The sequence below is a fragment of the Arcticibacter pallidicorallinus genome (assembly GCF_003002875.1).
GTDB classification, from domain to species: domain Bacteria; phylum Bacteroidota; class Bacteroidia; order Sphingobacteriales; family Sphingobacteriaceae; genus Arcticibacter; species Arcticibacter pallidicorallinus.
Genome location: NZ_PVTH01000013.1, coordinates 54,790 through 78,467, shown reverse-complemented (window position 1 = coordinate 78,467; position 23,678 = coordinate 54,790). Strand labels below are relative to the sequence as shown.

Genomic DNA, 23,678 nt, shown 5'->3' with positions numbered 1-23,678 from the left:
GTCAAAGATATGATCAGTTGACTGTTTGCAGGAAGTTTTTGCATTTTTTTTGAATATGACAGGGAAACTCTATCTCGTACCCACTCCCATTGGAAATCTGGAGGATATAACGCTTAGGGCGATCCGCATTCTGAAGGAGGTGGATCTCATTCTTGCGGAGGACACACGTACCAGTGCACCGCTTTTAAAACACTTTGGAATAGATAAAAAGGTTTACGCGCATCATCAGCATAATGAGCATAAGGCAAGTTCGGAGATTGTAAGGTTCCTACAGGAAGGGCAAAATATCGCATTGATATCTGACGCAGGAACGCCAGCGGTTTCTGATCCAGGCTTTTACCTGGTTCGGGAGGTGCTCAAAAATGATATCGAGCTGGAGTGTCTTCCAGGAGCAACAGCTTTTGTGCCTGCGCTCGTTAATTCGGGTCTGCCGACTGACCGTTTTACGTTTGAGGGGTTTTTGCCTGTGAAAAAGGGGCGTCAGACTCGCTTAAGGGAGTTAGCTGAAGAGCCGCGGACGATGATCATTTATGAGTCGCCGCATCGTCTGCTTAAGTCTTTAGATGAATTTATTACTGTTTTTGGAGAAGATCGTCCAGCCTCCGTATCGAGGGAGCTCACAAAGATGTTCGAAGAAACGGTACGGGGTAGTCTATCAGAAGTTAAGTCTTATTATGAATCAAATACTTTAAAGGGTGAGTTTGTTGTTATAATAGGAGGGAAAGAAGGAAAGAAAAACGTTAATAAAAAAGAGAATGAACTTTGAGAAGTTTTTAATAGATGAACAGGATCCGAAGGCTGTCGAGAAGATCCTTATTAAACTGCAGGATATGCTCACCCCCGGAGAAGAGGTTTTATATCTCGCAGTACAGAAAAAACCTGCGGTTACCCTTGTTCCGGATACTATTGCGGTTACCAGCAAGCGTTTGTTTTTTTGTATTCCGGGTAATTTGGGTTTGACTACCAACTTTGAGATTTATTCGTGGAAAGACATCAAGGAGGTTTCTTTCAAAGAAGAATTCTTTGGTGCGCGCTTTACTGCTGTTCCTTTGAGCGGAGAGAATTTTACGGTCGATTATATACCAAAAGTTCAGGCAAGGAAATTGTATCAGTTTTCGAATCAGCAGATAGACAGGCTAAAAGCAGAACTGAAGCAAGAGCAGTATCTTAAAGAACAGCAGCAACGTAGAGAGCAGTTTGAAAAGGAGAGTATAGCTCAGGAAGTGATTCAGCCTGTTGTTGCGGAAACGGTCGCTCCTGCTCCTGAACCTGTGGAAGCCTTTGAAGATGAGATTACTATGAAGCTGAAGAAGCTGAAGGTGCTCTTTGAAAAGCAGTTGATCTCGCAGGAAGAGTATGAAGCAAAAAAATCGGATATATTATCTCAGTTCTAAGTGAAAAGAAATTATTTCCTGGCCCTTGTAAGTGCATTTCTGTTATGGCTTGCCTGGCCACCCATGTCCTTTACTGCGCCAATACTGTTAGTGGCTTTGGTGCCTCTGCTGAGGGCTGTTGAAAACGTGTTTCAGTCTGACCTTCCGCGAAAGGGGAGAAAGGTGTTCCTACTGTCGGGCCTGACGTTTTTGATCTGGAACACTTCCTCTATTTACTGGGTGTTTAATTCGTTAAACGCAGTGCTCGATGTCTGGGTTGCCTCTCTGATCTCTCTTATTCCGTTCGGCCTGGCCGCACTATTGATGACCCTGGCGTTCTGGCTATATTTTCAACTGCGAAGAAGTTCGGGCAGGTTTTTAAGCTACCTCGGTCTTATATGCTTCTGGATCGCTTATGAGTATCTGCATCAGAGCTGGGATCTTCAGTTTCCCTGGATGAATCTGGGCAATGGCTTCGCCGAGACGCCCCGGTTAGTGCAGTGGTATGAGTTTACGGGGGTCTATGGTGGCAGTCTCTGGATTCTCGTCGCGAATATTCTTGCCTTTGAGTTGAGTGAGCAGGATGACTCCCGGGCTGCTGGTTACCACCTCAAGAAGAAATTAGCTCTTGGGCTGTCAGTCTGGGTGGCCGTTCCTATTGCGGTTTCGGTCATGATGTACACGCGGTATGTCGAATCGCCCAATCCGGCGAACGTGGTCGTGGTACAACCGAACATTGATCCCTATGATAAATGGAGCAAGTCGCCCGAAACGCAGGTCGATGACCTGATACGGCTATCTGACTCTATAGGTCAGATAAATACAGAGTATTTCATATGGCCTGAGACTGCCATATCCAGAATGACCGAAGAGTACCGTATTCACAGTGATCTTAACTTTCTTAAGGTTCAGGCATTTCTGTCAAAGTACAAGAATGGAAACGTGCTTTCGGGAATTGAGAGTTTTAAGCTTTACGACAAGGCTGAAACATCTAGCGCCACATACAACGAGTCTTTTGGCAAATATCTCGACTATTATAACGCGGCCATCAACATAGAGAACTCTTCCAGGGTCCAATTTTATCACAAATCAAAGCTGGTGCCGGGGGTTGAGTCTCTCCCTTTTGCAGATGCATTAAGTTTCATGAAGCCGGTATTCGCTGCATTTGGAGGTTCGTCCGGAGGCTTCGGGAAACAGGATAAGCCATCTGTTTTCTTTTCGCAGAGTGGTATGGGCGTTGCTCCGGTGATCTGCTATGAATCTGTCTGGGGCAGCTATGTGGCGGAGTATATTCGTGACGGAGCTCAATTTATCGCCATCATTACCAATGACGCATGGTGGGGTAATACTTCGGGTAAAGATCAGCATCTTGCGTATGCTCGCTTGCGAGCCATCGAAACAAGGAGGTGGGTTGCAAGATCGGCCAATACCGGTATTTCAGCTTTTATCAATCAACGAGGTGACGTAATTCAGGCTACTTCATGGTGGGTGCCCACCGCCCTGAAGCAGGATATTAATCTGAATAGTGATCTGACATTTTACGTTCGTTACGGGGACTGGATCGCGTGGGCAGCTTGTGTGGTTGCGGGAGCTTTGATCGTTTTAATGATCATTCGCCGTAAATCGCTGAGCTGATGGTTTGCAACAACTTGTGAAACAGTGTTTAAGATGATTTTTTTGAAACTTTCAACTACTTTCCCCGTAGAAGAAGGTAAGTTAAGTGATTTGACTTTAGAGTAGTTTTAAGCTAGGTTTTTTTAAAAAAAGGGTTGTATCATTCATCATGAGAACAACCCTTTTTTATTCTATAACACCGCCCAGGTTGCCTTTGAAGTCTTCCCCTGTTACGTTTTCGGCCTGATTCTCCATCAGCAGGGCTTTCATCTTGTCTTCACGTTCGATCATGTCGGCCAGGCTCGTTTCGCCGAGGATTTTTAAAGTGGCATCCCTGACGTCCTTCATTACATCACGTATCCCGCAATACAATTCACTTGTGCATTCTTCGCATCGTTCATAAAAATTGAGGCTGACGCAGGGAAGGAGCGCGATAGGACCATCGATTATCCGGATAATAGCAGCAAGCTTTATCTCTTCAGCTTTCTTCATCAGATAATATCCGCCGCCGGCGCCTTTTTTACTGGCGAGGATGCCGTTTCGCTTCATCTCCAGTAAAATCGCTTCGAGGAACTTTTTGGGAAGCTGCTCTTTTGCCGCAATAGCTGAAATGAGCATTGGAGAGTTCCCTTTATTTCTTGCTAGAGCCATCAAGGCTTTCACAGCGTATTTGGTTTTCTTTGTTAGCAAAGCAAATAGTATATAAAGTCAATAGCAAAGATAAGATATAAATATTATCAACGCGGAAAGCTGTATATATATTATGAAACCGCCAGAAGGATATAGTAGCCTGCCAGTATAAGAAACATGATTGCGATGATGAAGGAGAAGAAGTAGATGAACCTTTTGAATGCGGACTTCTTTTTATTCTCAACAGACATTACGCTGGTAATTTCATTCAGGCGTTTTACCTTATCGTTGAAGTCGCCTTTCAGTCCGTTTCTGATGCGTTGCATATTATTCAGAAGGTCGTCCATCTCCTCAGGTATGGTTTCGTTTAGTACTTCTTTGATACGTTTGGCAATGGTGGGTGATTTGCCGTTTGTTGATATCGCTATCTTTAGATTGCCTTTTTGCACGATGGACCCAAGGTAAAAGTCGCAGAGATCCGGCTTGTCAGCAACATTTGTTAATACCTTTTTTTCCTTGCAGACGGAGGCAATGCCTGCACTGATGTTGCTGTCGTTTATCGCGACAACGGCGAGATCCATACCCTCGAGATCGCCGGGTTCAAAAACACGTTCTATGTAGGGGATATTGTGAAGCTTGAGAATATTCAACACTTCGCTACTGATCTCAGGTGCTACCAGTTTGATATTTGCATGCGGACTGTTAGCCAGTAGGGCACTAAGCTTTTCCATAGCTACGTAACCTCCACCTACAAGGAGCAGGTTGAGGTTATGTAGTTTCAGGAATATTGGAAATAAGGGATTTGTTTCCTCCAGGTCAGTCATCTATGCTAGTTGAAGATTTCTATAGTCTTTCAATTGCAGATTAAACAATTCAGATTGCTGGAAATAATAAGTGGCGAACTCCTTACCTGGTTCCTGCTGATTCATTTGATAAACCAGATCATGGAAACTCGTAGGAAGCGCAATTTTTTTCGTCTCGACGAATGTCGAGTCAAAGTCACGAATAATTCCTGCCTGAGTATTCGTTTTTATTCCTTCAGCTACTAAAAGAGCCTTTGCTGAATTTACGAATCCGGTATAGGAATGATAAATTGAATCGGCATACTCAGCGGCCTCCAATGCCTCCCTTGACCAGTCAATGCGCTCTTCAGCTTCGAAGAGCAGGGTGGCAACAAGGTCAATCATGACGCTGGCACATTCGCCGATCCCGATAGCGGGCTTATACGCTTCTGTATGTTCCCAGTCAATAAAGTCGTCAGGAGTGATATCGTCTGACTTAGCGATAGGATTCAATAAGTCGTAGAAATAGATCTTTCCCTGACGGGTATAATAAGCGTTGTATAGCTCGCCATCGTTGCGATTGTCAAAATAGTCATTTAGAAGCGTGCGCAGAATCTGTGGTCCGCGTTTACTAGGTACTTTTACGATCTTCTCAGATGCGACACCACCTCCGTCACCGGTTGGTCCGCCTCCCAGCAATACCTGAAGGGCAGGGGCTACCATCTTCCCTATTTTCATACTGGAGCCATGGAAACCTATTGCTGCCATTGCATGTTGTCCGCAAGCATTGATACACCCACTGATTTTTATGGTAATGTCTTTGTTATAGATGAGTTCCGGATACTCAGCAGCTATAACTCTTTCGAGTTCACGAGTGATGCCTGTACTGTTTGAAATTCCCAGGTTACAAGTATCAGTGCCGGGACAAGACGTGATGTCGATAACGCTTTCAAAGCCGGGCTCTGCTAAACCGAGTTCATTTAGCTTTTCAAACACGTAGGGGAGGTTTTCAACCTTCACAAAGCGTAACATAATGCCTTGTGAATTGGTCAGACGAATGTCGTCACCAGCAGCATCAAGGACGAGCTGAGCAAACTTCCGGGCAATAGGGGTCTTTATGTCTCCATTTTGAACACGTATACCGATGGAAACAAAGCCTTTTTGTTTTTGCTCGAAAATGTTTGTTTTAAGCCAACGCTCATACTTAGCCGGATTGCTGATCTCAGGAACTGAAAGTAGATTTCCTTCAGGCTCCGTAAAAGCAATGTGACGGTTTATTTTATAAATTTTATTCTTTAAAGCAAGACGCTCATTTTCGGCAAGTTCAAGAAACGCCTCTTTGCCGATGTCCTGAATAAGATATTTTAAGCGTGCTTTGTTTCTTTTTGCGCGTTCTCCATAGCGATCAAACACGCGGATGACCGACTCTGCAAAAGGAATGATCAAATCTTCATGCATAAAATCTGTAACATATTCAGCGATATGAGGCTGTGAGCCAAGTCCGCCACCAAGTACGACCTTGAAGCCCCTCACTTCCTCCCCATTTTCGAATCTCACTTTCGGAACGAAACCAATATCATGCATGAAAGCGAAAGCGGAATCTTTCTCCGAAGAAGAAAAGGCCATCTTGAACTTCCTTCCCATATCCTGACAGATCGGGTTGCGAAGAAAATATTCAAACGTAGCATGTGCATAAGGAGTTACGTCAAATGGTTCCTCGGGATCTACACCCGCCATTGCCGATCCGGTCACGTTTCTCACAGTGTTTCCGCAGGCTTCCCGTAACGTTACTGAATCTTTTTCAAGCTCAGCCCATAATTCAGGGGTGCGTTCCAAACTCACGTAATGGAGCTGAATGTCTTGTCGGGTGGTGATATGTAAGTTGCCGGTGGCATAATTATCCGATACATCGGAGATCCGATACAACTGTTGAACGGTCATCCTTCCGTATGGAAGCTTGATTCTGATCATCTGTACACCAGGCTGTCTCTGGCCGTAAACGCCCCTTGCTAACCTTAGGCTGCGGAATTTCTCTTCATGAAGTTGTCCCTCTCTGAACAGTCTGATCTTCTTTTCAAGTTCAATTATGTCTTTCTGTACCAGTGGATTCTCTAGCTCTGTTCTGAAACCTTGCATTCTCTATAGAGTTAATATGATTATCAAAAATAATAATAATGAGCCACTATCAGAAATATTTCTAAAACCTGATCCGTAGATGACGGAAGGGCGTTTTCTGGTCTCTGATCGACGAGTCAATTTCTTTATCTTTGAACGTTAACAAACAAACAAAGAAAATGGCAGAGATAAATATTCCACGATTAGACCTGAACGACTATGTGAACGGATCTGCCGAGCAGAAGCAGCAGTTCTCAGAAAACATAGGAAAGGCTTTTACCGAAACCGGATTTGTGACTATCGCGAACCACGGCATGACTCAGGAATTGATGAATGAGCTCTATGTCGAGGTCAAGAAGTTTTTCGACCTCCAGGAGGATGTTAAGCGCAAATACGAAAAGCCGGAGCTGGCTGGACAACGGGGCTATACCAGTAAAGGAAAGGAGAAAGCCAAAGGTGCACCGGTAGCAGATCTTAAAGAGTTTTGGCAGCGGGGACAAACGGTTACTGACGGTGATCCGGTAAAGGCACAATATCCGGATAATATAATGGTGGAAGAACTTCCGCGATTTAACGAAGTGACACGAGAGGTTTATGAGCGACTGGAGATCGCAGGCAGACATCTCCTAAGGGCTATTTCCGTTTATCTTGGTCTGGATGAGAACTATTTTGAGCCTAAGGTCCACAATGGTAACTCCATTTTACGGGGCATTCACTATTTCCCCATTCAGGATCCTGATGCTCTGGCTCCTGACGCAGTGCGGGCAGGTGCTCATGAAGATATTAATTTGATTACCTTGCTGATAGGTGCCAGTGCGGATGGCCTGGAGGTATTGACCCGTGCGGGAACCTGGTATCCAGTAAAAGCACAAGTGGAAGATATTGTTGTTAACGTAGGTGACATGCTCCAGCGTTTGACAAACAATAAACTTAAATCTACTACTCACCGTGTGGTAAATCCTCCAAGGGAGCTGATGAAGTCATCAAGATATTCGGTGCCTTTCTTCCTGCATCCAAAGCTCGACATGGATCTGACCTGCCTGGATATCTGTATCAGCGAAGATAAACCAAAGGCTTATAGTGATATGACTGCTGGTGAATATTTGGATGAGCGTTTGAGAGAGATCGGTCTCAAAATGTGATAAACAGCAAGGATCTGTTGGTGGTCGGCTGACAGATCCTTCTAATCCCCCTTCATTTCTTTCTCTAGCGCCAGCTCAAACTCTTCCGGACACTGTGTCCCGATAACGTATTCGAGTCCGTCACGGTCTGTAAGCGTTAAGGCTTCTTTTCCTCCGGCATAAAATTTTATTTTGCCCTTGGTATGTAAATTATATACCGGGTTGTTTATGAGATAGGAACTGTATTTAGTGCGTTCAACTTTGACGATACTATTCAGATCAATTTTGACCAGGCGGGTTGTCCAAAGGCCATCAATAATGAGACTTTTGTTTCTCACCGTGGTGCGATAATGCACCATGAACAACATGACAACAGAACCAATTAAAATCCCTATGCCGACCAGAACGAGTACCTCAGCGGTTCTTTCTTTGTTGGAGCTCAGATAGTATGCACCAAAACAGAAAAGAGCCATTGTTAGCCGAACGCTGATTCGGTTATAGTCCCTGCCCAGATACTGTTTTTCGGTAAAGGTCGCTTGATCTGTCATGTTATCCGGATGTTTCTATAATGAAAATATTTTGTGTGCTATCGGTTACTCTGTAACGGTTGTCGGATCTGAAACCGACCACCCATAAGATATCACCATTCCCGTTTTCCAGTATTCCAATATTGGCTTTTTCAAAGCGGTTGAGCTTTTGTCCTATAAAGAAATCGCTGATCTTCTTTTTTCCTTGCATTCCCAGGGGCTGAAAATAGTCCCCTTTGTTCCATAGACGCAAATTAAGGGGGAATTGTAACAGGTCAGCGTCTAAATATGCAATTTTGCCGTTTCCTGAGAATTTAACGTCATTTGGCTTAACACGGCTGGTATTATATTTCCTTCCGTTCCATTCAAAAGATTCCATATTCTCGAAGAAGGTAATTTTGGGGTTCTCAGCGTTTGAACGTTTTTGTAAGATCAAAAGGTTCCTATCTAGCAGCAGAATATGGCTTGGAGATTCGAACATTTTCCCGGATTGATTTTTCCACGCGCTCACCAGATCTTTGATCGTAGTTTCACTGAATTGATACGGTTTGAACAGTTCATAAAGCAGTAGATTTCGCGGGTTTAAGTCTGCGAGCAGTTCCACGTCGATCTCAGTAGTATCGGCGCCTGTGTGTTGAAAAAGCTTATTCCGCAGCTTATCAACCTCGTGTTTTAAAAAGGTTTCCACCTCCAGGAAGCGCTGGCTGTTTTCTTCGAAGGTTTGGTCAAGGCGTTCATTGAGTTGCTTCATCTTGGGAATCACCTCGTGTCGAATCTTGTTTCTTGCGTACTTAACAGACGCGTTTGAGCTGTCATTGCGGAAGCTAATATCGCTTTGTGTAACAATAGTGTCAATCTCTTCCGAAGTCAGAAAAAGGAGAGGCCGGATGATGCTGTCCCTTTTTGGCAATATCCCGTGAAGGCCTGCAATACCTGTTCCTCTTATCAGGTTAAGCAGTATAGTTTCGGTAGCATCACTTTTATGTTGTGCAACGGCGATATAGTGATATCCGTGCTCTTGCCTGACCTGCTCAAACCAGGCGTAGCGTAGTTCTCTTGCCGCCATCTGGGTGGAAATTTGATTTGATGACGCATGCCTCACAGTATCGAATTTAATGGAATGGAAGGCCACGTTGAGCTGGGAGGCTAGCTCCCTGACAAAGGCCTCATCGCCATCAGATTCTTCGTCCCGGAGACAAAAGTTACAGTGCGCTATACCAAACTGATATCCTGAAGCGTAAAGGAGGTGAGCCATCAGTACAGAATCTTTTCCTCCGCTCACGCCAAGCAACAGCCGGTCGGCAGGTCCGAACAAATTGTGCTGCGAGATGTAAGAAAGAAATCTACTTGTTGGAAGCATGGTCAAAACTATTTAAATAAACTGTAAATATTGCTGACGACATACATACAAATTACATGCTCAAAAAAAACTAATTTTGTACCGTGAGAAAACTGCTTTTTCTTTTTATTGCTCTTTTAAGTGTTTGTCATGTTTCAGCACAGAAGAGAAGCCAGGTCCAGTTAACCAGTTCTACCGAAATTAAAGGAGTTGAGAGAAACGGGGTCCAATTTTTCAGAGTCATCAATCCGGTGTTCGTTCAGGAAGGTTCTACCCTTCGGGCCGACAGCTCCGATTACAACCAGGCAGGGAATGCTTTCGACGCGTTTGGTCATGTGGTGATCACTCAGCCGGACGGAACCGTAATCTATTCTGATCTGTTGAACTATGATGGCAATACCAGAACGGCTATTCTGACGAACAACGTCCGCATGGTTGACAAGACCTCGACCCTCACTACCAATCACCTGACGTATAAGATGGCAAACAAGATCGGTACCTATATAGGCGGGGGAAAGATAGAGAATGGGAAGGATGTTTTAACCAGCAAGAACGGCTATTACTTTGCATCTACCAATGATGCTTATTTTCGCTTTGATGTCGTGGTCAATACACCCGACGCCCTCATAAACACCGATACGCTGAAGTATAATACGAATTCGAAAATCGCTTATTTTTACGGACCTACAACCATCGATGGGAAGAACGCCAATAGAGCCTCGCGCCTATATACAGAAAATGGCCGGTATAATACGGTGACGGATCAGGCCTGGTTTGGAAAAAAGAATTTATATACAGAAGGCTCCAAGTCTCTTAAAGGCGACAGTCTGTTTTACGATGGAAAGGCCGGAATGGGGAAAGCCATCAATAATATCACGTTTCTGGACACCGTTCAAAAGGTTATACTGAAAGGAAATCAGGGTATTTACAGACGAGCCGACGAAAGTGCGTTGGTGACACGAAATGCTTACGTTGTGATGGAAGTCGAGAAAGATTCTGCGTCTGTGGATTCCATCTATATGACCGCAGATACCCTGATGACGAAGATTATTTTCATGAAGGATTTGGTGTCTGCCAATCCCGAAGAGCTTAAATCTGATGAGGAGATCGAAGAAGACCCCGAAGGCACAGTCTCTGACGACGGTGGAATTGCGATCCCTAAAAGATTAGCGCCTCCTCCGGCACCACCCAAGCAGGAACCAGAAGTAAAGCTCTCCAAGAGGGAAAGAAAGAGGAAAAAAGAACAGGAGGAAGCGTCGAAGGCTGTTAAACCGCTCGAAGACAACAGCAAAACGGCGGGGCCGACGACAACTGTGGCTGACAGTGTGAAAACATCTGCAACGGCAGAGGTGCCGCCGGCAGCCGATAGTATTGCTACGGTTTCGGACACCCTGTCAAAAAAGGCCGGAAACCGCGCAAGCTTGCCCCGGGGCAATGGTGTAGATACGGCCGCGAAAAAGGCAGCCTTTAATCCTCAGGATACCCTTAAAACCAGAATTATCAATGCTTACCACAAAGTGAAGATCTTCAAATCGGATCTTCAGTCTCGTTCAGACTCTGCTTTCTACAGTTATGCAGATTCAATCATCAGGTGCTATATCAATCCGATCATCTGGACGCAAGGAACACAGCTTAGCGCTGATACCATCTTTCTGCAAATGAAAAATCAAAAGCTCGATAATATGCTTTTGCAGAATAACGGCCTTATCGTGAGTGCAGAGGGAGATTCAAGTCGCTTTAATCAGGTAAAAGGGAAGGTGGTAACAGGCCTGTTCAGAGACAGTAAACTGGAGAGCATGTTTGTGGATGGGAATGCTGAAAGTATCTATTATACGCTCGAAGACAGCGTATATACAGGGTTTAACCGGTCGTTAAGCAGCAGGATGAAGTTGGAATTCGCCGATAGTAAGCTCAAGCGGGTGGTGCTGGTTCGAAAACCCGAAGGGAAATATTACCCTATTGAGAAGGCACCAAAGGATATGGAAATCCTGGAAGGCTTTATGTGGAAGCCTAAAGAGCGTCCAAAATCAAAGGAAGAAATCATTCCGACCTTAACGCCGCAGAAATCGACGGTTACTTCAAGGCAGCCGCCTGGAAAAACACCGCAGCCAAAGAAAGAAACAACGAAAAGTAAGCTCTGACCAACCGGCAGGGCTTAAAATATGTGTTCCTATTGCTGGTTCAGAAATTCGACTAATTTTCCTACCGCCCTTGCCCTGTGGCTGATCGCGTTCTTCTCTTCAGCAGACATCTCTGCAAAAGAAACGTCATAGCCCTGGGGCTTAAAGATCGGGTCATAGCCAAACCCTGCGGACCCGGAGCGTTCATCTGTAATTTCACCCTCCGCAGATCCTTCAAATAAGTATTCCTTGCCATCAAGGATAATGGAAATCACACACTTAAATCTGGCAGATCGGTTGCCTATCCCCTTCATTTTACTCATTACAAGCTGCAGGTTCTCTTCGGAATCCCGGGAGCCGGAATAACGCGCTGAATAAACCCCCGGTTCTCCATTCAGAGCGTCAACCTCCAGACCTGAATCATCAGAGAAGCAGTCGATCTGGAACCGATCCCATATATACCGGCTTTTCTGAGAGGCGTTAGCTCTGAACGTATCTCCGGTTTCCGGAATGTCATCCATGCAGCCAATCTCCTCAAGCGTTTTTAACTGAAATTTGTCGCCAATCAACGCTTGTACTTCTTCCAGCTTATGCTTGTTATTCGTTGCAAATACCAGGGTTCTCATTAAAGTTTTTTCATTTGGTTCCAAAATTCTCTCTTCTTATCTACGCTGTTTAGCATCTCCGCAAAGCTGTAGGTGAACAGCACCTGCATTCCCTCGAAGTCTGTTATTGCATTTTTTGGTAAAGGGCGTAGTTTGATCTGCTGCGGGTCAATCCCGAAAAGCACGATACTGCTGCAGGCGAAATAAGCCTTAAACTCTTTCCATGAGGAAGAGTTGTACTTGCGTTGGTTAACGATGGCAACATCTTTAATGCTCATCCTCTTTGCGCCAAGAATGCTTGACAGTGCCTCAAGTTCGTTGGAACGAAGGTTAGGATGACTGTCCTCCTGAATCAACAAGAGCATAAACTTGTTATTCTCTCCCAGATAATCAAACGCAGGGCTGCTATCCTGACTCTCCGCAGAGCTTGTGGCCGGCTCTTTTTCGCTGATCAGGTAGATATCTTCCGTCATCAGGTACTGAAGCGCTACCAAATCGGATGCTTTCATTTCACTCATTGCTCAAAAGTAATAATCCTTTGTTAAAAATAGTTAAATCAGCTCGGCAGACTGCCTGGTAGCAGAAATTAAGCTTACCTTTATGAAGGTGTAAATCAAATATTTTCTTCAGCAAATCAAAGATTATATCCTTATTTTTGCGAGATTATCATTTGAATACACTGCATATCTGTTATTGCGGACTAAAGCGTCCGGGATGCTATAACGTACATAAACATAATGAAACAAACCGTAGGGATACTTTTCTTTCTATTAACATCTATCAACCTCACTTTCGCTCAAAACATTACAGTTAATAAAATAGCAGCTGTCGTTGGCGATAATATCATTTTACAATCAGATATAGAGCGTGAATATGCCAATTATATCCTGCAAGGTAATCCGCAAAATGACGAAGTGAAGTGCGGGGTGTTACAGCAGATGCTAACACAAAAGCTGCTTTCTCAGCAAGCTGTTATTGACTCGGTAACTGTTACAGACGATGAGGTTACGAATGAAGTAGACAGGCGTATGCGTGCTTTTATCCAGAGAGCCGGAGGACAAGAGCGTCTGGAGCAATTCCTGAATCGCTCTGTGCTTCAATATAAAGATGAGATCCGTCCTGACGTTAAGGAGCAGCTGGTTGCTAACCGCATGCACTCTAAGATTACCGAAAATATAGGTATCACACCTTTGGAGGTTAAGCGATTCTTCGAGTCTATTCCCAAAGATAGTCTTCCGGAATACCCTACAGAAGTTGAGGTAGGAGAGATTGTCGTTTATCCTAAACTTACTAAGGCAGAAAAAGAACAGTTCAGAGATAAGGCTGAGGCCTTACGCCTCCGGATAAAGGGGGGGGAAGACTTCGCCACGCTTGCCAGACTTTACTCGCAAGATCCAGGATCAGCACCTGAAGGAGGAGACCTGGGATTTTTTGACAGAACAGCTATGGTAAAGGAGTTTACTGCCCTGGCATTCAAGCTTAAGGCGAATGAGCTTTCACCTGTGTTTGAGACAGACTTCGGATTTCACTTCCTGCAGGTGATGGAACGCCGTGGCGAACAAGTTCGCGCACGACATATCCTTATAAAAATGGAAGCTCCACAAGAAAGTCTGGTGCGCACGAAAGTAGCAATAGACAGTATCTACCAAAATGTAGTGGACAAGAAGCTGCCATTTTCAACTGCTGCTTCTATGTATTCAGATAATAACGACACGAAATATAACGGCGGTATGATGCTGAATGCAGAGAACGTCTCATCCAGAACTACCTTCATCCCAACGGACAAGCTTGACCCATCGGTTTTCTTTGCTATTGATACGATGCAGGTCGGAACATATTCCAGACCTTACGAGTTCACTGCCCGCGACGGTAAAAAGGGATACCGTTTTGTGTATCTTAAATCCAAGACTGATCCTCACAGAGCTAACCTGGATCAGGATTTTCCAAAGATCAAGGAAATAGCTTTCGAAGATAAGATCCAACGCGAAGTAAGCAGCTGGTTTGAAAAACGCAGGTTGTCTACCTATATCAAGGTAGATCCCGAGTTCCAAACATGTGAAAGCCTTAAGATGTGGCTGCCCAATGAAACAGCGCAGGTGAACTAATGAACTATATGTCAGATGCAGAAGGGTTAGATGCTTTGAGTTTATCTTACAAAAAGGTAAACAAGGAGATATCTAATGTTATCATCGGACAGGATGAAGTAATAAAAGCAGTACTCATCTCCATACTCAGTAACGGACACTGCCTGCTTATCGGGGTGCCTGGATTAGCGAAAACATTACTCGTGAATACTGTAGCTCAGGTCATCGACCTGAGCTACAATAGAGTGCAATTTACACCCGATCTGATGCCGTCTGACATCGTCGGATCCGAGATTCTGGGGGAAGACCGGTCCTTTAAATTTTTGAAGGGGCCGGTATTTTCTAATATTATTCTGGCTGATGAGATCAATCGCACTCCTCCCAAAACGCAGGCGGCACTGCTTGAAGCCATGCAAGAGAAGGTCGTCACGGTAGGCGGCAAAAGCTACCCCCTGCCAAGTCCTTTCTTCGTACTGGCAACTCAGAACCCCATTGAACAGGAAGGGACATATCCGCTGCCAGAAGCACAGCTAGACCGTTTTATGTTTAATGTGACGCTCTCATACCCGTCTTTCAGAGACGAGATAGAAGTCGTAAAAAGCACTACAACCAATACCCGGCCAGAATTACACAAAGTCCTTACGGCCGAACAGATATTGTATTTCCAACGCCTGATCAGGAATGTACCCATTACCGATCATGTTCTTGAATATGCAGTTTCTCTGTCGGCTAAGACCAGACCGGGAACAGAACTCGCAACGCCTCAAGTCAATAAGTACCTTAGCTGGGGAGCGGGTCCCCGCGCCTCTCAGTATCTGGTTCTGGGAGCCAAGTGTCATGCCGCCATAAGCGGCAAATATTCTCCTGATATTGAAGATGTACAGGCAGTCGCGATGCAAATCCTAAGGCATAGAGTCGTCCGGAATTACAAGGCGGAAGCCGAAGGCTTGAGTGCCGACGATATCATCAGGAGCCTTTTTTAAACCCTTTTTTGGTGGACAGGCATGCGACATGTCATCCCTTTAAGTAACAGCCATCATTTTTGCAGACCGTTGTTAAAGGTAGATTTGTGTAGAACACATATCTAATCATTCGGTATTGTATGGAACCCTTCAGAAGAATTTACTTTCCGGCCATTAACCTAATAGGACCCGGCGCAGTCAAAGAGATTGCAATAGAAATTAAAAAGCTAGAACTTAAGAAACTTCTGGTAGTAACAGATAAGATGTTACAATCCATTGGCGTAGTGAAGAAGGTGACAGATGTGCTTGATGCTGATAACATATCCTATGTAGTTTTTGACGATGTTAAACCTAACCCAACTACGCAGAACGTTTATAGCGGGCTCGACATGTATAAATCATCTGGCTGTGACGGGATATTATCAATAGGCGGAGGCTCTCCTCAGGATGCAGCCAAGGCCATCGGCATCTTGCAGACGAATGGAGGTAAAGTTCCCGACTATGAAGGAATCGGTAAGTCGCAGAAAAAGTCTGTACCTATTCTGGCAGTAAACACTACAGCAGGCACGGCATCCGAGGTAACCATCAATTATGTCATAACTGATGAGGAGAGGAAGATCAAAATGGTCATCGTTGATCCCAACTCTCTGGCAAGTGTAGCCGTAAACGATCCAGAGCTTATGATAGATAAGCCGGCAGGCCTTACTGCTGCTACAGGTATGGATGCGCTGACACATGCGATCGAATCATATATCACTAAGGGAGCATTCAGACTCTCCGACACGCTTTCTCTGGAAGCTATCCGTCTGATCGGCGAGAGCCTTGAAGACGCGGTCAAAGATGGAAAGAACCTCGAAGCCCGCTCTAAAATGGCGTGGGCATCTTATATCGCAGGATTGTCTTTCTCCAATGCCGGACTGGGAATTGTTCATTCTATGGCTCACCAGCTTGGCTCTGAGTATGACCTTCCACACGGCGTCGCGAATGCACTGCTGCTTCCTTATGTAGAAGAGTTTAACTCTGTCGTCTGCGAAGATAAATTTAAAAATATTGCACAGGCTCTCGGAAGAAACATTGATGGTCTGACAGTTACAGAGGCTAAAAACGAGGCTATTGAGGCTCTGAAAGAAATGGCAGTGAAGTTGAACATCCCATTATTAAAAGATACCTCCTTCAATCCTGCTGATGTAGAAAGGCTGTCTGTTCAGGCCTTTGCCGATGTATGTACAGGCGGCAATCCGAGAGACGTTACTGTAGCCGATATTCAGGCTATCTATTTAAAGGCTTTCCGGGGCTAATTGAAGTTTGCCCGCCTTTAATCCCCGGGATTTGGTGTTGTGTAGTCCTGCAGTTTACTGCAGGACTTTTTTATGTGTAGCAAGTGATGCAAACTTTACGGCAGCTCTTCCGTAAACACCTCTGCAATGACATTCCATTTATGAGAAGGCTGAACTTCCCAAACACGAATGTAGTTATACTTTTTTGCGAGAATTGTCGCATTGCCATACGTGTAGGCAATCTCACCGCTTAGAGATCTGTCGGCCTTAACCGGATAGGTAAGCGCTTTATAGCCTTTTGTCTTCCAGAAGGCCATAATGCTCTTCTTATCGGTCATTGGCTCATATCCCGGGAATAGCAACCAGCTGTCATCTGTTAAGAACTCTGTCTGTGCAATGCGGTTGTCAGCCTTCATGATGGTAGACATCAGCTTGTCAGAGCTAAGTACGATATCTTCTCTCTGTTGCAGGCGTTTGTCCGACTTCTGATGTATGTAGTCCTTATCGCTCGGCGTCATGAAAGAGTTCTTGAGCTTTGTTGTTGGCTTTTTGTGCGCAACTCCCGCATCCATAGCCAGTCTCCAGATACCCCGCTTATTCTTCTTCCATACAGACAGGTAAGTACCATAGAATGACTGAGGCGATGATGGACTCTGCTTGAAAGTATAGGGTCCTGCAGTGAAGCCCCAGTCATCACTCTTGGATATTTTCGCCAGTACAGGCTGAAGTTTTAAATGGCCGATGCTGTCTGGCTGTTCCTTGTAGAACTTCTTCGCCGAAACAGGTCCGGGTCTGAATGCAATGGTATAGTCGTCAGATACTGACAAAAAAGCTTTTTTAAGCCCTTTTTCCTCGACCTTTAAATTGAAATAATTCTCTGCTGCTATTAGCTGCTGCACTCCCTCAGGAGTTTGCGAAAATGCGGGTGACCACACAGTGATAAAGCAGATTACCGATAAAGCGAATTTCATTAAATTTTGATGTTTTGTTGTTAAGTACAGCCCTGTATATGCGCAGATTGTTATAATTTACTCCAGGATGTGCCTTCCTTGTTGTCTTTTAACTGAATACCCAGTTCAAGCAGACCATTTCTGATTCTGTCAGATGTCGCATAGTCTTTGGAAGCTCTTGCCTGCAGACGTAAATTGATTACGAAGTCGATAAGCGGTCCAATCTCGTCCGTTTGAGCAGTCTCTTCCTTTAAGCCAAGTACGTCATAGATAAAATCATTTACCAAGGAGTTCAGGGCCTCCAGATCGGTCTGAGTAATGCTACCCTTTCCGTCATGTACGCTGTTAATTATCCTTGCCGCTTCAAAGAGCTCCGCGATTGCCACAGGGCTGTTGAAATCATCATTCATAGCCTCGTAGCAGCGATGAATGATCTGTTGGATATCAAAGTCTGACTTATCCGATGCCTTTAGCTTTGGCAGGAGCGCACAGGCGTTCATTAAGCGCTTAAAGCCTTTGTCCGACGCTTCAAGTGCTTCATTAGAGAAATCGAGTGTACTGCGGTAATGAGCCTGAAGCATGAAAAATCTAACTGTCATTGGAGAAAATCCTCTTGTAAGCAAAGGATGGTTCCCGGTGAAGAGTTCATGAGGTAAGAAGCCATTTCCAGCCGATTTCGACATACGCGTGCCGTTAACGGTCAGCATATTGGTATGAAGCCAGTACTTGGCTGGCTCTTTATGGTTGCATGCTTTAGACTGCGCGATCTCATTGGTGTGGTGGGTTGCAGCAAGATCCATTCCTCCACCGTGAATGTCGAAGGAATCACCAAGATATTTACTGCTCATTGCGGAGCATTCAATATGCCATCCCGGAAAGCCCCATCCCCATGGCGACGGCCAGCGCATGATATGTTCTGGCTTCGCTTTGATCCACAAGGCAAAATCAAGTCTTCCCTTCTTCTCATCCTGACCTCCCAGATCGCGGCTATTTGCAATGAGTTCGTCGATGTTCCGGTTGGTCAGTACAGTATAATTATGATCTTTACTATACTTCTCCACATCAAAATAAACAGTGCCGTTTACTTCGTAAGCGAAATCGTTTGCCAGGATCTCCTTGACCATTTCGATTTGCTCAGCAATATGACCGGTTGCCGTAGGCTCGATATTCGGAGGTAGTGTATTGAACACCCTCATTACATCATGAAATCCGATGGTGTATCGCTGAACAATTTCCATAGGCTCAATCTGCTCCAGGCGGGCCTTTTTTGAAAATTTATCGTCCCCTTCGTCGCGGTCACCTTCGAGGTGCCCTGCGTCCGTTATATTTCTAACATAACGCACTTTATATTTCAGGTGCGTCAGGTACCTGTATATTAAATCAAAAGATACGAACGTCCGGCAATTGCCCAGATGAACATCGCTGTATACGGTAGGTCCACAAACATACATTCCCACAAACGGGGCATTTATCGGCTCAAAAGGCTCTTTTTTTCTTGATAACGTATTATAAACAACCAGGTTGTTAGTCATTGTGCAAACTTAATAAATTGTATATTCTATGGAGTCCGGAATTCTAAATCGCTTCTAACAGGATAATGATCCGAAAGTTTTTTATTGACAGTAAGGTAGCTTTTTACTTCGAAATCTTTAGAAGCTAAAATATAGTCAATCTGGAAGTTCGGAAATTCGCCATTATAAGTAATCCCAAAGCCACTTCCTTTCTCTCGGAACGCGTTCCTCATGCCCGAAGATAGCTTATTTACCGCAAAGGACGCAGGGGTGTCATTGAAGTCGCCGGCTATAATTACCGGCCCCGGATAAGCTTTTATATGTTTAGAAAGGTAGTTAACCTGTTCACTTCTTTTGATGAAAGCGCGTTTTAGCCTGCTCCCAATGCGTCTTGATGATTGAACATCGGTATTGATTTCTTCTTTAACCGTCTTAATATATTTATAGTCTTCCGGCTTAAAGTTGATAGATTGTAAATGAACATTATAGACTCTGAACTTCTTTTTATCGTATTCAAAGTCTGCATATATCGTTTCATTACTTCCAGGTGAGTTCGGGAAAACGACCGATCCGGTGTCCGTGAACGGAATCTTCGAAAATATGACCATACCCTTCAATTCCCAGGGGTTTCCGAAATCCTCGCGCACATGATAGTGCTCCGCAGCCATGATTTCGGTGATCATTTTTTTGATATTCGACTCGCCCCGACGCTTGGAATAGTATTCCTGCATACAGAGAATGTCTGGCTGCTCATTCCTGATGATTTCCAGCATTTGATCCCTTACCGGCTTGTCTGCCTTGCTGCCGAATGGCTTAAACTCATGAACATTCCAGGTCATTATCCTGATCATGTCCTTGGATGATTTGGGTACTTCTATAGCTTGCGACTCACGAAAGCCGATCGTCAGCGTCAAAAATTTCCAGCCCAAGAGTATGGTCGCCAAAGAAATAAGTGCGAAGACAGGCCTGCTAAGAATCCAGAAGGCGATAAACAGCACATGTATAAACAGGAGAAACGGATAGGCAAGTCCGAAGAATGCCATCGGCCAGACATGTGTTGGATTCACAACCGATGAGAGATAACTGAGGAGCATAAGGACCACAAATGCGATGTTTATGAACAGCATTGACCTTCTTGCAAACCCCAAGCTTTTCACCCTTTTCTTACGCCTCATTCCTTATTGCTCGCTTTGAATAGTTCTTCTTTCTCTTTGCGGCTCAGGCTGTCATATCCGGATCTTGATATTTTATCCAGTATCTGGTCGATCACTTCCTGGTCGGGGAGACCGGCAGGAACCTTGTGACTGTAGTTAGTGGCAGCAACCTTTAGCTTTTTCTTCCTGGCAAAGATCTTACTCCAGTCGTTTCCGTTCTGAAGCTGCTTAATGAAAATAAAGCCCATTAACGCTCCACCCAGATGTGCAATGCTCCCACCTGCGTTCAGCTCTGCAATACCGATAATATCGATTACAATGAACGCGATAACCAGAAACTTCAGCTTTACGTTCCCAAACAGAAGCAGGCGGATGCTATAGTCTGGTAAAAGCGTAGCAGTAGCTACAACGACCGCCATCACACTTGCAGAAGCGCCGATCAAAGTTGCCACTGGCAGAATATCCGAAAAGGCCGGGAATATGTTATAGAAGGCGATAAAGAGGATAGCACCAGCCAGACCTCCGCTCAAATATGTAAATGTGAGCTGCCTGGCACTCAGAAAGTCTTCGAAGATCTGACCAAACCAGTACAGCCATAGCATATTAAATATAAAATGGAAAAACCCCGAATGACCGAACATATAGGTCAACGGCGTCCAGAACTTGTACAAAAGCTCCGGGAGGTAGGCGGGCATCGAAATATATTCTTTTATAAGATTTGCTGTTGCCGTGTTGCGCGTGAATAACCATTCAGCTACAGAGATGAAGCCAACGATGACAAAGATCGCGGTGTTTATTCCGATAAATAAGTTCATGCGGCTTCCTGATTGAGCCACCTTATACCATAATTCGCTGACAGCCGATCTTTTCATATAAAACCTCCGGGACGGTGAATCCTCCAATATTTTATTAAGATAAAACCAAATAACGCTCCACCCAGGTGTGCAAAGTGCGCGACAGAGTCGCCCGAAAATTGCCCCACACCCAGGAATAATTCTATAACGACATAAACGGGAATAATATACTTAGCTTTTACCGGAACGGGAATAAATAATAAAAATAATTCTGCATTAGGGAATAACAGCCCGAATGCCACAAGCAAGCCAAAAATAGCTCCCGAAGCACCCACCATTGGTGTCAGGTATATTGATGCCACTTTATTCAGGTCTTCCTGACTTTGAAACGGAAACGACCGGATATCTGCCGTAATGCTGCCCACAACAGAGTGAACTTCAATAGCTTGAATGATCATTTGCAGCGCCAGGGCGCCGATTCCCGTGATGAGATAAAAGTTCAAAAACCGCTTTGAACCCATAATATATTCCAAAGCAGATCCAAAGCTATATAAGGCAAACATATTAAACATGATATGCATGAAAGACTGGTCGCTATGCATAAACATATAGGTTACGGGTTGCCAGGCCCTGAATAATTCAGAGTCGAAGTAAAAGACACCAAATAGTGGAATAAGCTGCGACTGTCCATTCTTCATAAACAGCATGGTAGCCAGATAGAAGATAGCGTTAATAATCAGCAGGTTTTTAACTACCGGTGAAATATTGGAAAAAGGTGACTGTCTGTAACTATTCATTCGTTTCCTTGAAGTAAGGTTCTATTTTTCAAATTTCTGTAAAAGCTCCTCAATGGAGTATTTAATGATTACCGGTTTACCCGTCAGAGAAGAGTTAGGTCTTTCACAAGCAAACAGCTGATCGATCAGGTTGTTCATTTCTTCCTGAGATAAGCGGGTGCCTGCTTTTAAGGCTGCGTTCCGTGCGAGTGTTCTCGCGAGATTGTCCCGTTTATCCAAACGCAGTAGGGTTAAATTGTTTTTAAATCCTTCGATCAGGTGCTCAAGCATTTCCACTTCGCTCACATTTGCGCTGATGTCGGCAGGAATTCCCTCCACAATGACAGTGTTCTTACCAAACTCGCGGATCTGAAAACCTAAGGACTGTATATCCGGCAAAAGCTCTTTTACCAGTTCAAAATCCGCCGCGTTAAGCGTAACAGTTTGCGGAAACAGGCTTTGCTGACAGGCACCCTGGCGGTTTTCCAGCTGATGCAGGAATCGCTCGTAAAGAATCCGCTCATGCGCAGCCTGCTGGTCGATCAGCATAAAGCCCGATTTAATAGGGGAGATAATCAATCTGCTGTGAAGCTGAAAGAAATGACGACCTTCTTTTTTTATCTGGGCAGCCTCGGCATCCTCAATCTCCAGAATAGTCTGTTGCTGCCTGTCCCTTGCTTCATCAACAATTTCGTACAGAGAGCCCCAGTTTTTGCTCACCTCGCCCTGATCTTCTCCAAAGTTGCGCGAGTATGAGGACGACCTTGCGCTTTTTTTATCAGACTGGAAAGGATTGAAATCCGGATTGAAAGTGATCTGTGGAGGCACAATTTCTTCCGGAGCCTTCTGTGTGATCATGTGGCTAAAGCCGGTCTCCTGATCAAAGTCGAGCGTTGGAGTGATATTGTATTGCCCCAGCGAACGCTTAACCGCAGACCTGATGATGGCATATAAAGCCTTTTCGTCCTGGTATTTGATTTCTGTTTTCGTCGGATGTACATTGATATCAATCTTAGCGGGGTCGATGTCGATAAACAGGACGTAAAGCGGAAAGCTATCTTCAGGCAGTAGCTCCTCATAGGCTGTCACCACCGCGTGATTCAGGTAGGGGTCCTTTATAAAACGCTTGTTTACAAAGAAAAACTGCTCGCCTCTCGTTTTGCGCGCAAATTCAGGCTTCCCGATAAAGCCTTTAACCACAATGATGCTTGTATCTTCTTCGATCGGAACAAGCTTCTGGTTGTAGGCATTTCCGAACAGATGAACAATCCGCTGTTTAAGACTAGCCTTCGGCAGATGAAACATTTCGTTACCATCATGATGAAAGGTAAAATGTATTTCAGGATGAGCCAGAGCGATACGCTGGAATTCATCTATGATATGGCGCAGTTCCACAGGATTCCCCTTCAGGAAATTGCGTCTGGCCGGTGTATTAAAGAAAAGGTTTTTTATGCTGATGCTGCTACCCGCACTGCAGGATACAGGCTCCTGTTTCACGATTTCTGACCCCTCGATGCAGATGTGTGTTCCCAGTTCGTCCTCATGACGGCGTGTCTTCAGCTCAACCTGTGCAATCGCAGCAATAGACGCCATGGCCTCGCCCCGAAAGCCCATAGTACGAATGGCGAAGAGATCCCCTGCCTTGCGGATCTTTGAGGTCGCATGGCGCTCAAAGCACATCCGGGCATCTGTAATACTCATGCCGCATCCATCATCAATAACCTGAATGAGGGATTTGCCCGCATCCTTAATGATCAACTGGATTTTTCCGGCACCCGCATCTATCGAATTTTCAACAAGTTCCTTGACTGCCGAAGAAGGTCTCTGTACTACCTCGCCCGCGGCTATTTGATTGGCAACGGAATCTGGTAAAAGCTGTATAATATCAGACATAATTTCTAATCGCAAAAATAATCAAAATAAACCAGCATCATCCTGCTCATC

General features: G+C 44.8%; 21 protein-coding genes. 8 read left to right on the top strand and 13 right to left on the bottom strand.

Annotation, left to right across the window (positions count from 1 at the left end):
* Positions 1 to 55: 55 nt before the first annotated feature.
* The 3 genes from rsmI to lnt are packed head-to-tail and all read left to right on the top strand — an operon-like array spanning position 56 to position 3,008.
* Positions 56 to 766, top strand: coding sequence for a 16S rRNA (cytidine(1402)-2'-O)-methyltransferase (gene rsmI / locus B0I27_RS16190; protein ID WP_106295321.1), 711 nt, complete (start codon positions 56 to 58; stop codon positions 764 to 766).
* On the top strand, positions 756 to 1,394 hold the full coding sequence (locus B0I27_RS16185; RefSeq protein WP_106295273.1) for a PH domain-containing protein: 639 nt from the start codon (positions 756 to 758) through the stop codon (positions 1,392 to 1,394). Before rsmI ends, B0I27_RS16185 begins: the two co-directional genes overlap by 11 nt.
* On the top strand, positions 1,395 to 3,008 hold the full coding sequence (gene lnt / locus B0I27_RS16180; RefSeq protein WP_106295271.1) for an apolipoprotein N-acyltransferase: 1,614 nt from the start codon (positions 1,395 to 1,397) through the stop codon (positions 3,006 to 3,008).
* A 165-nt stretch (positions 3,009 to 3,173) separates the two neighbouring features.
* Here the strand turns inward: lnt and B0I27_RS16175 are convergent, their stop codons facing one another.
* From B0I27_RS16175 to B0I27_RS16165, 3 genes are all read right to left on the bottom strand, one after another.
* Positions 3,174 to 3,677: an RrF2 family transcriptional regulator gene (locus B0I27_RS16175; RefSeq protein WP_106295269.1), complete on the bottom strand. Its 504-nt coding sequence runs from the start codon at positions 3,675 to 3,677 to the stop codon at positions 3,174 to 3,176.
* Between the two features lie 71 nt (positions 3,678 to 3,748).
* A complete protein-coding gene (locus B0I27_RS16170; protein WP_106295268.1) occupies positions 3,749 to 4,441 on the bottom strand; it encodes a precorrin-2 dehydrogenase/sirohydrochlorin ferrochelatase family protein in 693 nt (230 codons plus the stop codon).
* Entirely contained in the window at positions 4,442 to 6,535 is a 2,094-nt protein-coding gene (locus tag B0I27_RS16165) for a HEPN domain-containing protein (RefSeq protein WP_106295267.1), read from the bottom strand.
* Between the two features lie 158 nt (positions 6,536 to 6,693).
* Here B0I27_RS16165 and B0I27_RS16160 point away from each other — a divergent pair, with 158 nt between their 5' ends.
* Complete coding sequence (locus tag B0I27_RS16160; RefSeq protein WP_106295265.1) at positions 6,694 to 7,656, top strand: isopenicillin N synthase family dioxygenase; 963 nt, start codon at positions 6,694 to 6,696, stop codon at positions 7,654 to 7,656.
* A 41-nt stretch (positions 7,657 to 7,697) separates the two neighbouring features.
* Here B0I27_RS16160 and B0I27_RS16155 read toward each other — a convergent pair whose 3' ends face one another.
* Positions 7,698 to 8,183: a hypothetical protein gene (locus B0I27_RS16155; RefSeq protein ID WP_106295263.1), complete on the bottom strand. Its 486-nt coding sequence runs from the start codon at positions 8,181 to 8,183 to the stop codon at positions 7,698 to 7,700.
* A gap of 1 nt (position 8,184) precedes the next feature.
* Complete coding sequence (gene tilS, locus B0I27_RS16150) at positions 8,185 to 9,522, bottom strand: tRNA lysidine(34) synthetase TilS (protein ID WP_106295261.1); 1,338 nt, start codon at positions 9,520 to 9,522, stop codon at positions 8,185 to 8,187.
* Positions 9,523 to 9,605: 83 nt separating this feature from the next.
* Between tilS and B0I27_RS16145 the strand changes: the two genes are divergently transcribed.
* Entirely contained in the window at positions 9,606 to 11,642 is a 2,037-nt protein-coding gene (locus B0I27_RS16145; protein ID WP_106295259.1) for an OstA-like protein, read from the top strand.
* Positions 11,643 to 11,671: 29 nt separating this feature from the next.
* On the opposite strand, the gene rdgB is transcribed toward B0I27_RS16145, so the two are convergent.
* Both rdgB and B0I27_RS16135 read right to left on the bottom strand, forming a co-directional pair.
* On the bottom strand, positions 11,672 to 12,247 hold the full coding sequence (gene rdgB / locus B0I27_RS16140) for an RdgB/HAM1 family non-canonical purine NTP pyrophosphatase (RefSeq protein ID WP_106295257.1): 576 nt from the start codon (positions 12,245 to 12,247) through the stop codon (positions 11,672 to 11,674).
* Positions 12,247 to 12,744 (bottom strand): hypothetical protein, encoded by a 498-nt coding sequence (locus tag B0I27_RS16135; protein ID WP_106295255.1) that lies wholly within the window; start codon positions 12,742 to 12,744, stop codon positions 12,247 to 12,249. Before B0I27_RS16135 ends, rdgB begins: the two co-directional genes overlap by 1 nt.
* Before the next feature lie 219 nt (positions 12,745 to 12,963).
* Here B0I27_RS16135 and B0I27_RS16130 point away from each other — a divergent pair, with 219 nt between their 5' ends.
* From B0I27_RS16130 to B0I27_RS16120, 3 genes are all read left to right on the top strand, one after another.
* Positions 12,964 to 14,331: a peptidylprolyl isomerase gene (locus B0I27_RS16130; protein WP_106295253.1), complete on the top strand. Its 1,368-nt coding sequence runs from the start codon at positions 12,964 to 12,966 to the stop codon at positions 14,329 to 14,331.
* Positions 14,331 to 15,293 (top strand): AAA family ATPase, encoded by a 963-nt coding sequence (locus tag B0I27_RS16125; RefSeq protein ID WP_106295251.1) that lies wholly within the window; start codon positions 14,331 to 14,333, stop codon positions 15,291 to 15,293. The genes B0I27_RS16130 and B0I27_RS16125 overlap by 1 nt, the downstream gene beginning before the upstream one ends.
* Before the next feature lie 119 nt (positions 15,294 to 15,412).
* Complete coding sequence (locus B0I27_RS16120) at positions 15,413 to 16,570, top strand: iron-containing alcohol dehydrogenase (protein WP_106295249.1); 1,158 nt, start codon at positions 15,413 to 15,415, stop codon at positions 16,568 to 16,570.
* A gap of 95 nt (positions 16,571 to 16,665) precedes the next feature.
* Here B0I27_RS16120 and B0I27_RS16115 read toward each other — a convergent pair whose 3' ends face one another.
* Genes B0I27_RS16115 through mutL form a run of 6 tightly spaced genes read right to left on the bottom strand, consistent with a single transcriptional unit; the run spans position 16,666 to position 23,627 of the window.
* On the bottom strand, positions 16,666 to 17,520 hold the full coding sequence (locus tag B0I27_RS16115) for a Cif family virulence factor (protein ID WP_106295247.1): 855 nt from the start codon (positions 17,518 to 17,520) through the stop codon (positions 16,666 to 16,668).
* A gap of 50 nt (positions 17,521 to 17,570) precedes the next feature.
* Positions 17,571 to 19,031 carry a cysteine--tRNA ligase gene (gene cysS / locus B0I27_RS16110; protein ID WP_106295245.1) on the bottom strand — a complete coding sequence of 487 codons (1,461 nt, stop codon included), beginning with the start codon at positions 19,029 to 19,031 and terminating at the stop codon, positions 17,571 to 17,573.
* Between the two features lie 26 nt (positions 19,032 to 19,057).
* The gene (locus B0I27_RS16105; RefSeq protein WP_181276809.1) at positions 19,058 to 20,137 is read right to left on the bottom strand and encodes an endonuclease/exonuclease/phosphatase family protein; all 1,080 of its coding nucleotides are present in this window, start codon (positions 20,135 to 20,137) and stop codon (positions 19,058 to 19,060) included.
* 44 nt (positions 20,138 to 20,181) lie between these two features.
* Complete coding sequence (locus B0I27_RS16100; RefSeq protein ID WP_181276808.1) at positions 20,182 to 21,036, bottom strand: rhomboid family intramembrane serine protease; 855 nt, start codon at positions 21,034 to 21,036, stop codon at positions 20,182 to 20,184.
* The gene (locus B0I27_RS16095; RefSeq protein WP_106295241.1) at positions 21,033 to 21,755 is read right to left on the bottom strand and encodes a rhomboid family intramembrane serine protease; all 723 of its coding nucleotides are present in this window, start codon (positions 21,753 to 21,755) and stop codon (positions 21,033 to 21,035) included. The genes B0I27_RS16100 and B0I27_RS16095 overlap by 4 nt, the downstream gene beginning before the upstream one ends.
* Positions 21,756 to 21,776: 21 nt before the next feature.
* On the bottom strand, positions 21,777 to 23,627 hold the full coding sequence (gene mutL, locus B0I27_RS16090) for a DNA mismatch repair endonuclease MutL (protein WP_106295239.1): 1,851 nt from the start codon (positions 23,625 to 23,627) through the stop codon (positions 21,777 to 21,779).
* Positions 23,628 to 23,678 lie beyond the last annotated feature (51 nt).

What these genes read in the sequence shown, in the direction of transcription:
- B0I27_RS16155 (WP_106295263.1), bottom strand. Translation starts at nt 8,183, where the DNA reads ATGACAGATCAAGCGACCTTTACCGAAAAACAGTATCTGGGCAGGGAC.
- B0I27_RS16135 (WP_106295255.1), bottom strand. Translation starts at nt 12,744, where the DNA reads ATGAGTGAAATGAAAGCATCCGATTTGGTAGCGCTTCAGTACCTGATG.
- B0I27_RS16185 (WP_106295273.1), top strand. Translation starts at nt 756, where the DNA reads ATGAACTTTGAGAAGTTTTTAATAGATGAACAGGATCCGAAGGCTGTC.
- tilS (WP_106295261.1), bottom strand. Translation starts at nt 9,522, where the DNA reads ATGCTTCCAACAAGTAGATTTCTTTCTTACATCTCGCAGCACAATTTG.
- B0I27_RS16125 (WP_106295251.1), top strand. Translation starts at nt 14,331, where the DNA reads ATGAACTATATGTCAGATGCAGAAGGGTTAGATGCTTTGAGTTTATCT.
- B0I27_RS16095 (WP_106295241.1), bottom strand. Translation starts at nt 21,755, where the DNA reads ATGAATAGTTACAGACAGTCACCTTTTTCCAATATTTCACCGGTAGTT.
- B0I27_RS16170 (WP_106295268.1), bottom strand. Translation starts at nt 4,441, where the DNA reads ATGACTGACCTGGAGGAAACAAATCCCTTATTTCCAATATTCCTGAAA.
- B0I27_RS16160 (WP_106295265.1), top strand. Translation starts at nt 6,694, where the DNA reads ATGGCAGAGATAAATATTCCACGATTAGACCTGAACGACTATGTGAAC.
- B0I27_RS16165 (WP_106295267.1), bottom strand. Translation starts at nt 6,535, where the DNA reads ATGCAAGGTTTCAGAACAGAGCTAGAGAATCCACTGGTACAGAAAGAC.
- B0I27_RS16120 (WP_106295249.1), top strand. Translation starts at nt 15,413, where the DNA reads ATGGAACCCTTCAGAAGAATTTACTTTCCGGCCATTAACCTAATAGGA.
- B0I27_RS16105 (WP_181276809.1), bottom strand. Translation starts at nt 20,137, where the DNA reads ATGCTGTTCATAAACATCGCATTTGTGGTCCTTATGCTCCTCAGTTAT.
- B0I27_RS16130 (WP_106295253.1), top strand. Translation starts at nt 12,964, where the DNA reads ATGAAACAAACCGTAGGGATACTTTTCTTTCTATTAACATCTATCAAC.
- rdgB (WP_106295257.1), bottom strand. Translation starts at nt 12,247, where the DNA reads ATGAGAACCCTGGTATTTGCAACGAATAACAAGCATAAGCTGGAAGAA.
- rsmI (WP_106295321.1), top strand. Translation starts at nt 56, where the DNA reads ATGACAGGGAAACTCTATCTCGTACCCACTCCCATTGGAAATCTGGAG.
- mutL (WP_106295239.1), bottom strand. Translation starts at nt 23,627, where the DNA reads ATGTCTGATATTATACAGCTTTTACCAGATTCCGTTGCCAATCAAATA.
- B0I27_RS16100 (WP_181276808.1), bottom strand. Translation starts at nt 21,036, where the DNA reads ATGAAAAGATCGGCTGTCAGCGAATTATGGTATAAGGTGGCTCAATCA.
- B0I27_RS16115 (WP_106295247.1), bottom strand. Translation starts at nt 17,520, where the DNA reads ATGAAATTCGCTTTATCGGTAATCTGCTTTATCACTGTGTGGTCACCC.
- cysS (WP_106295245.1), bottom strand. Translation starts at nt 19,031, where the DNA reads ATGACTAACAACCTGGTTGTTTATAATACGTTATCAAGAAAAAAAGAG.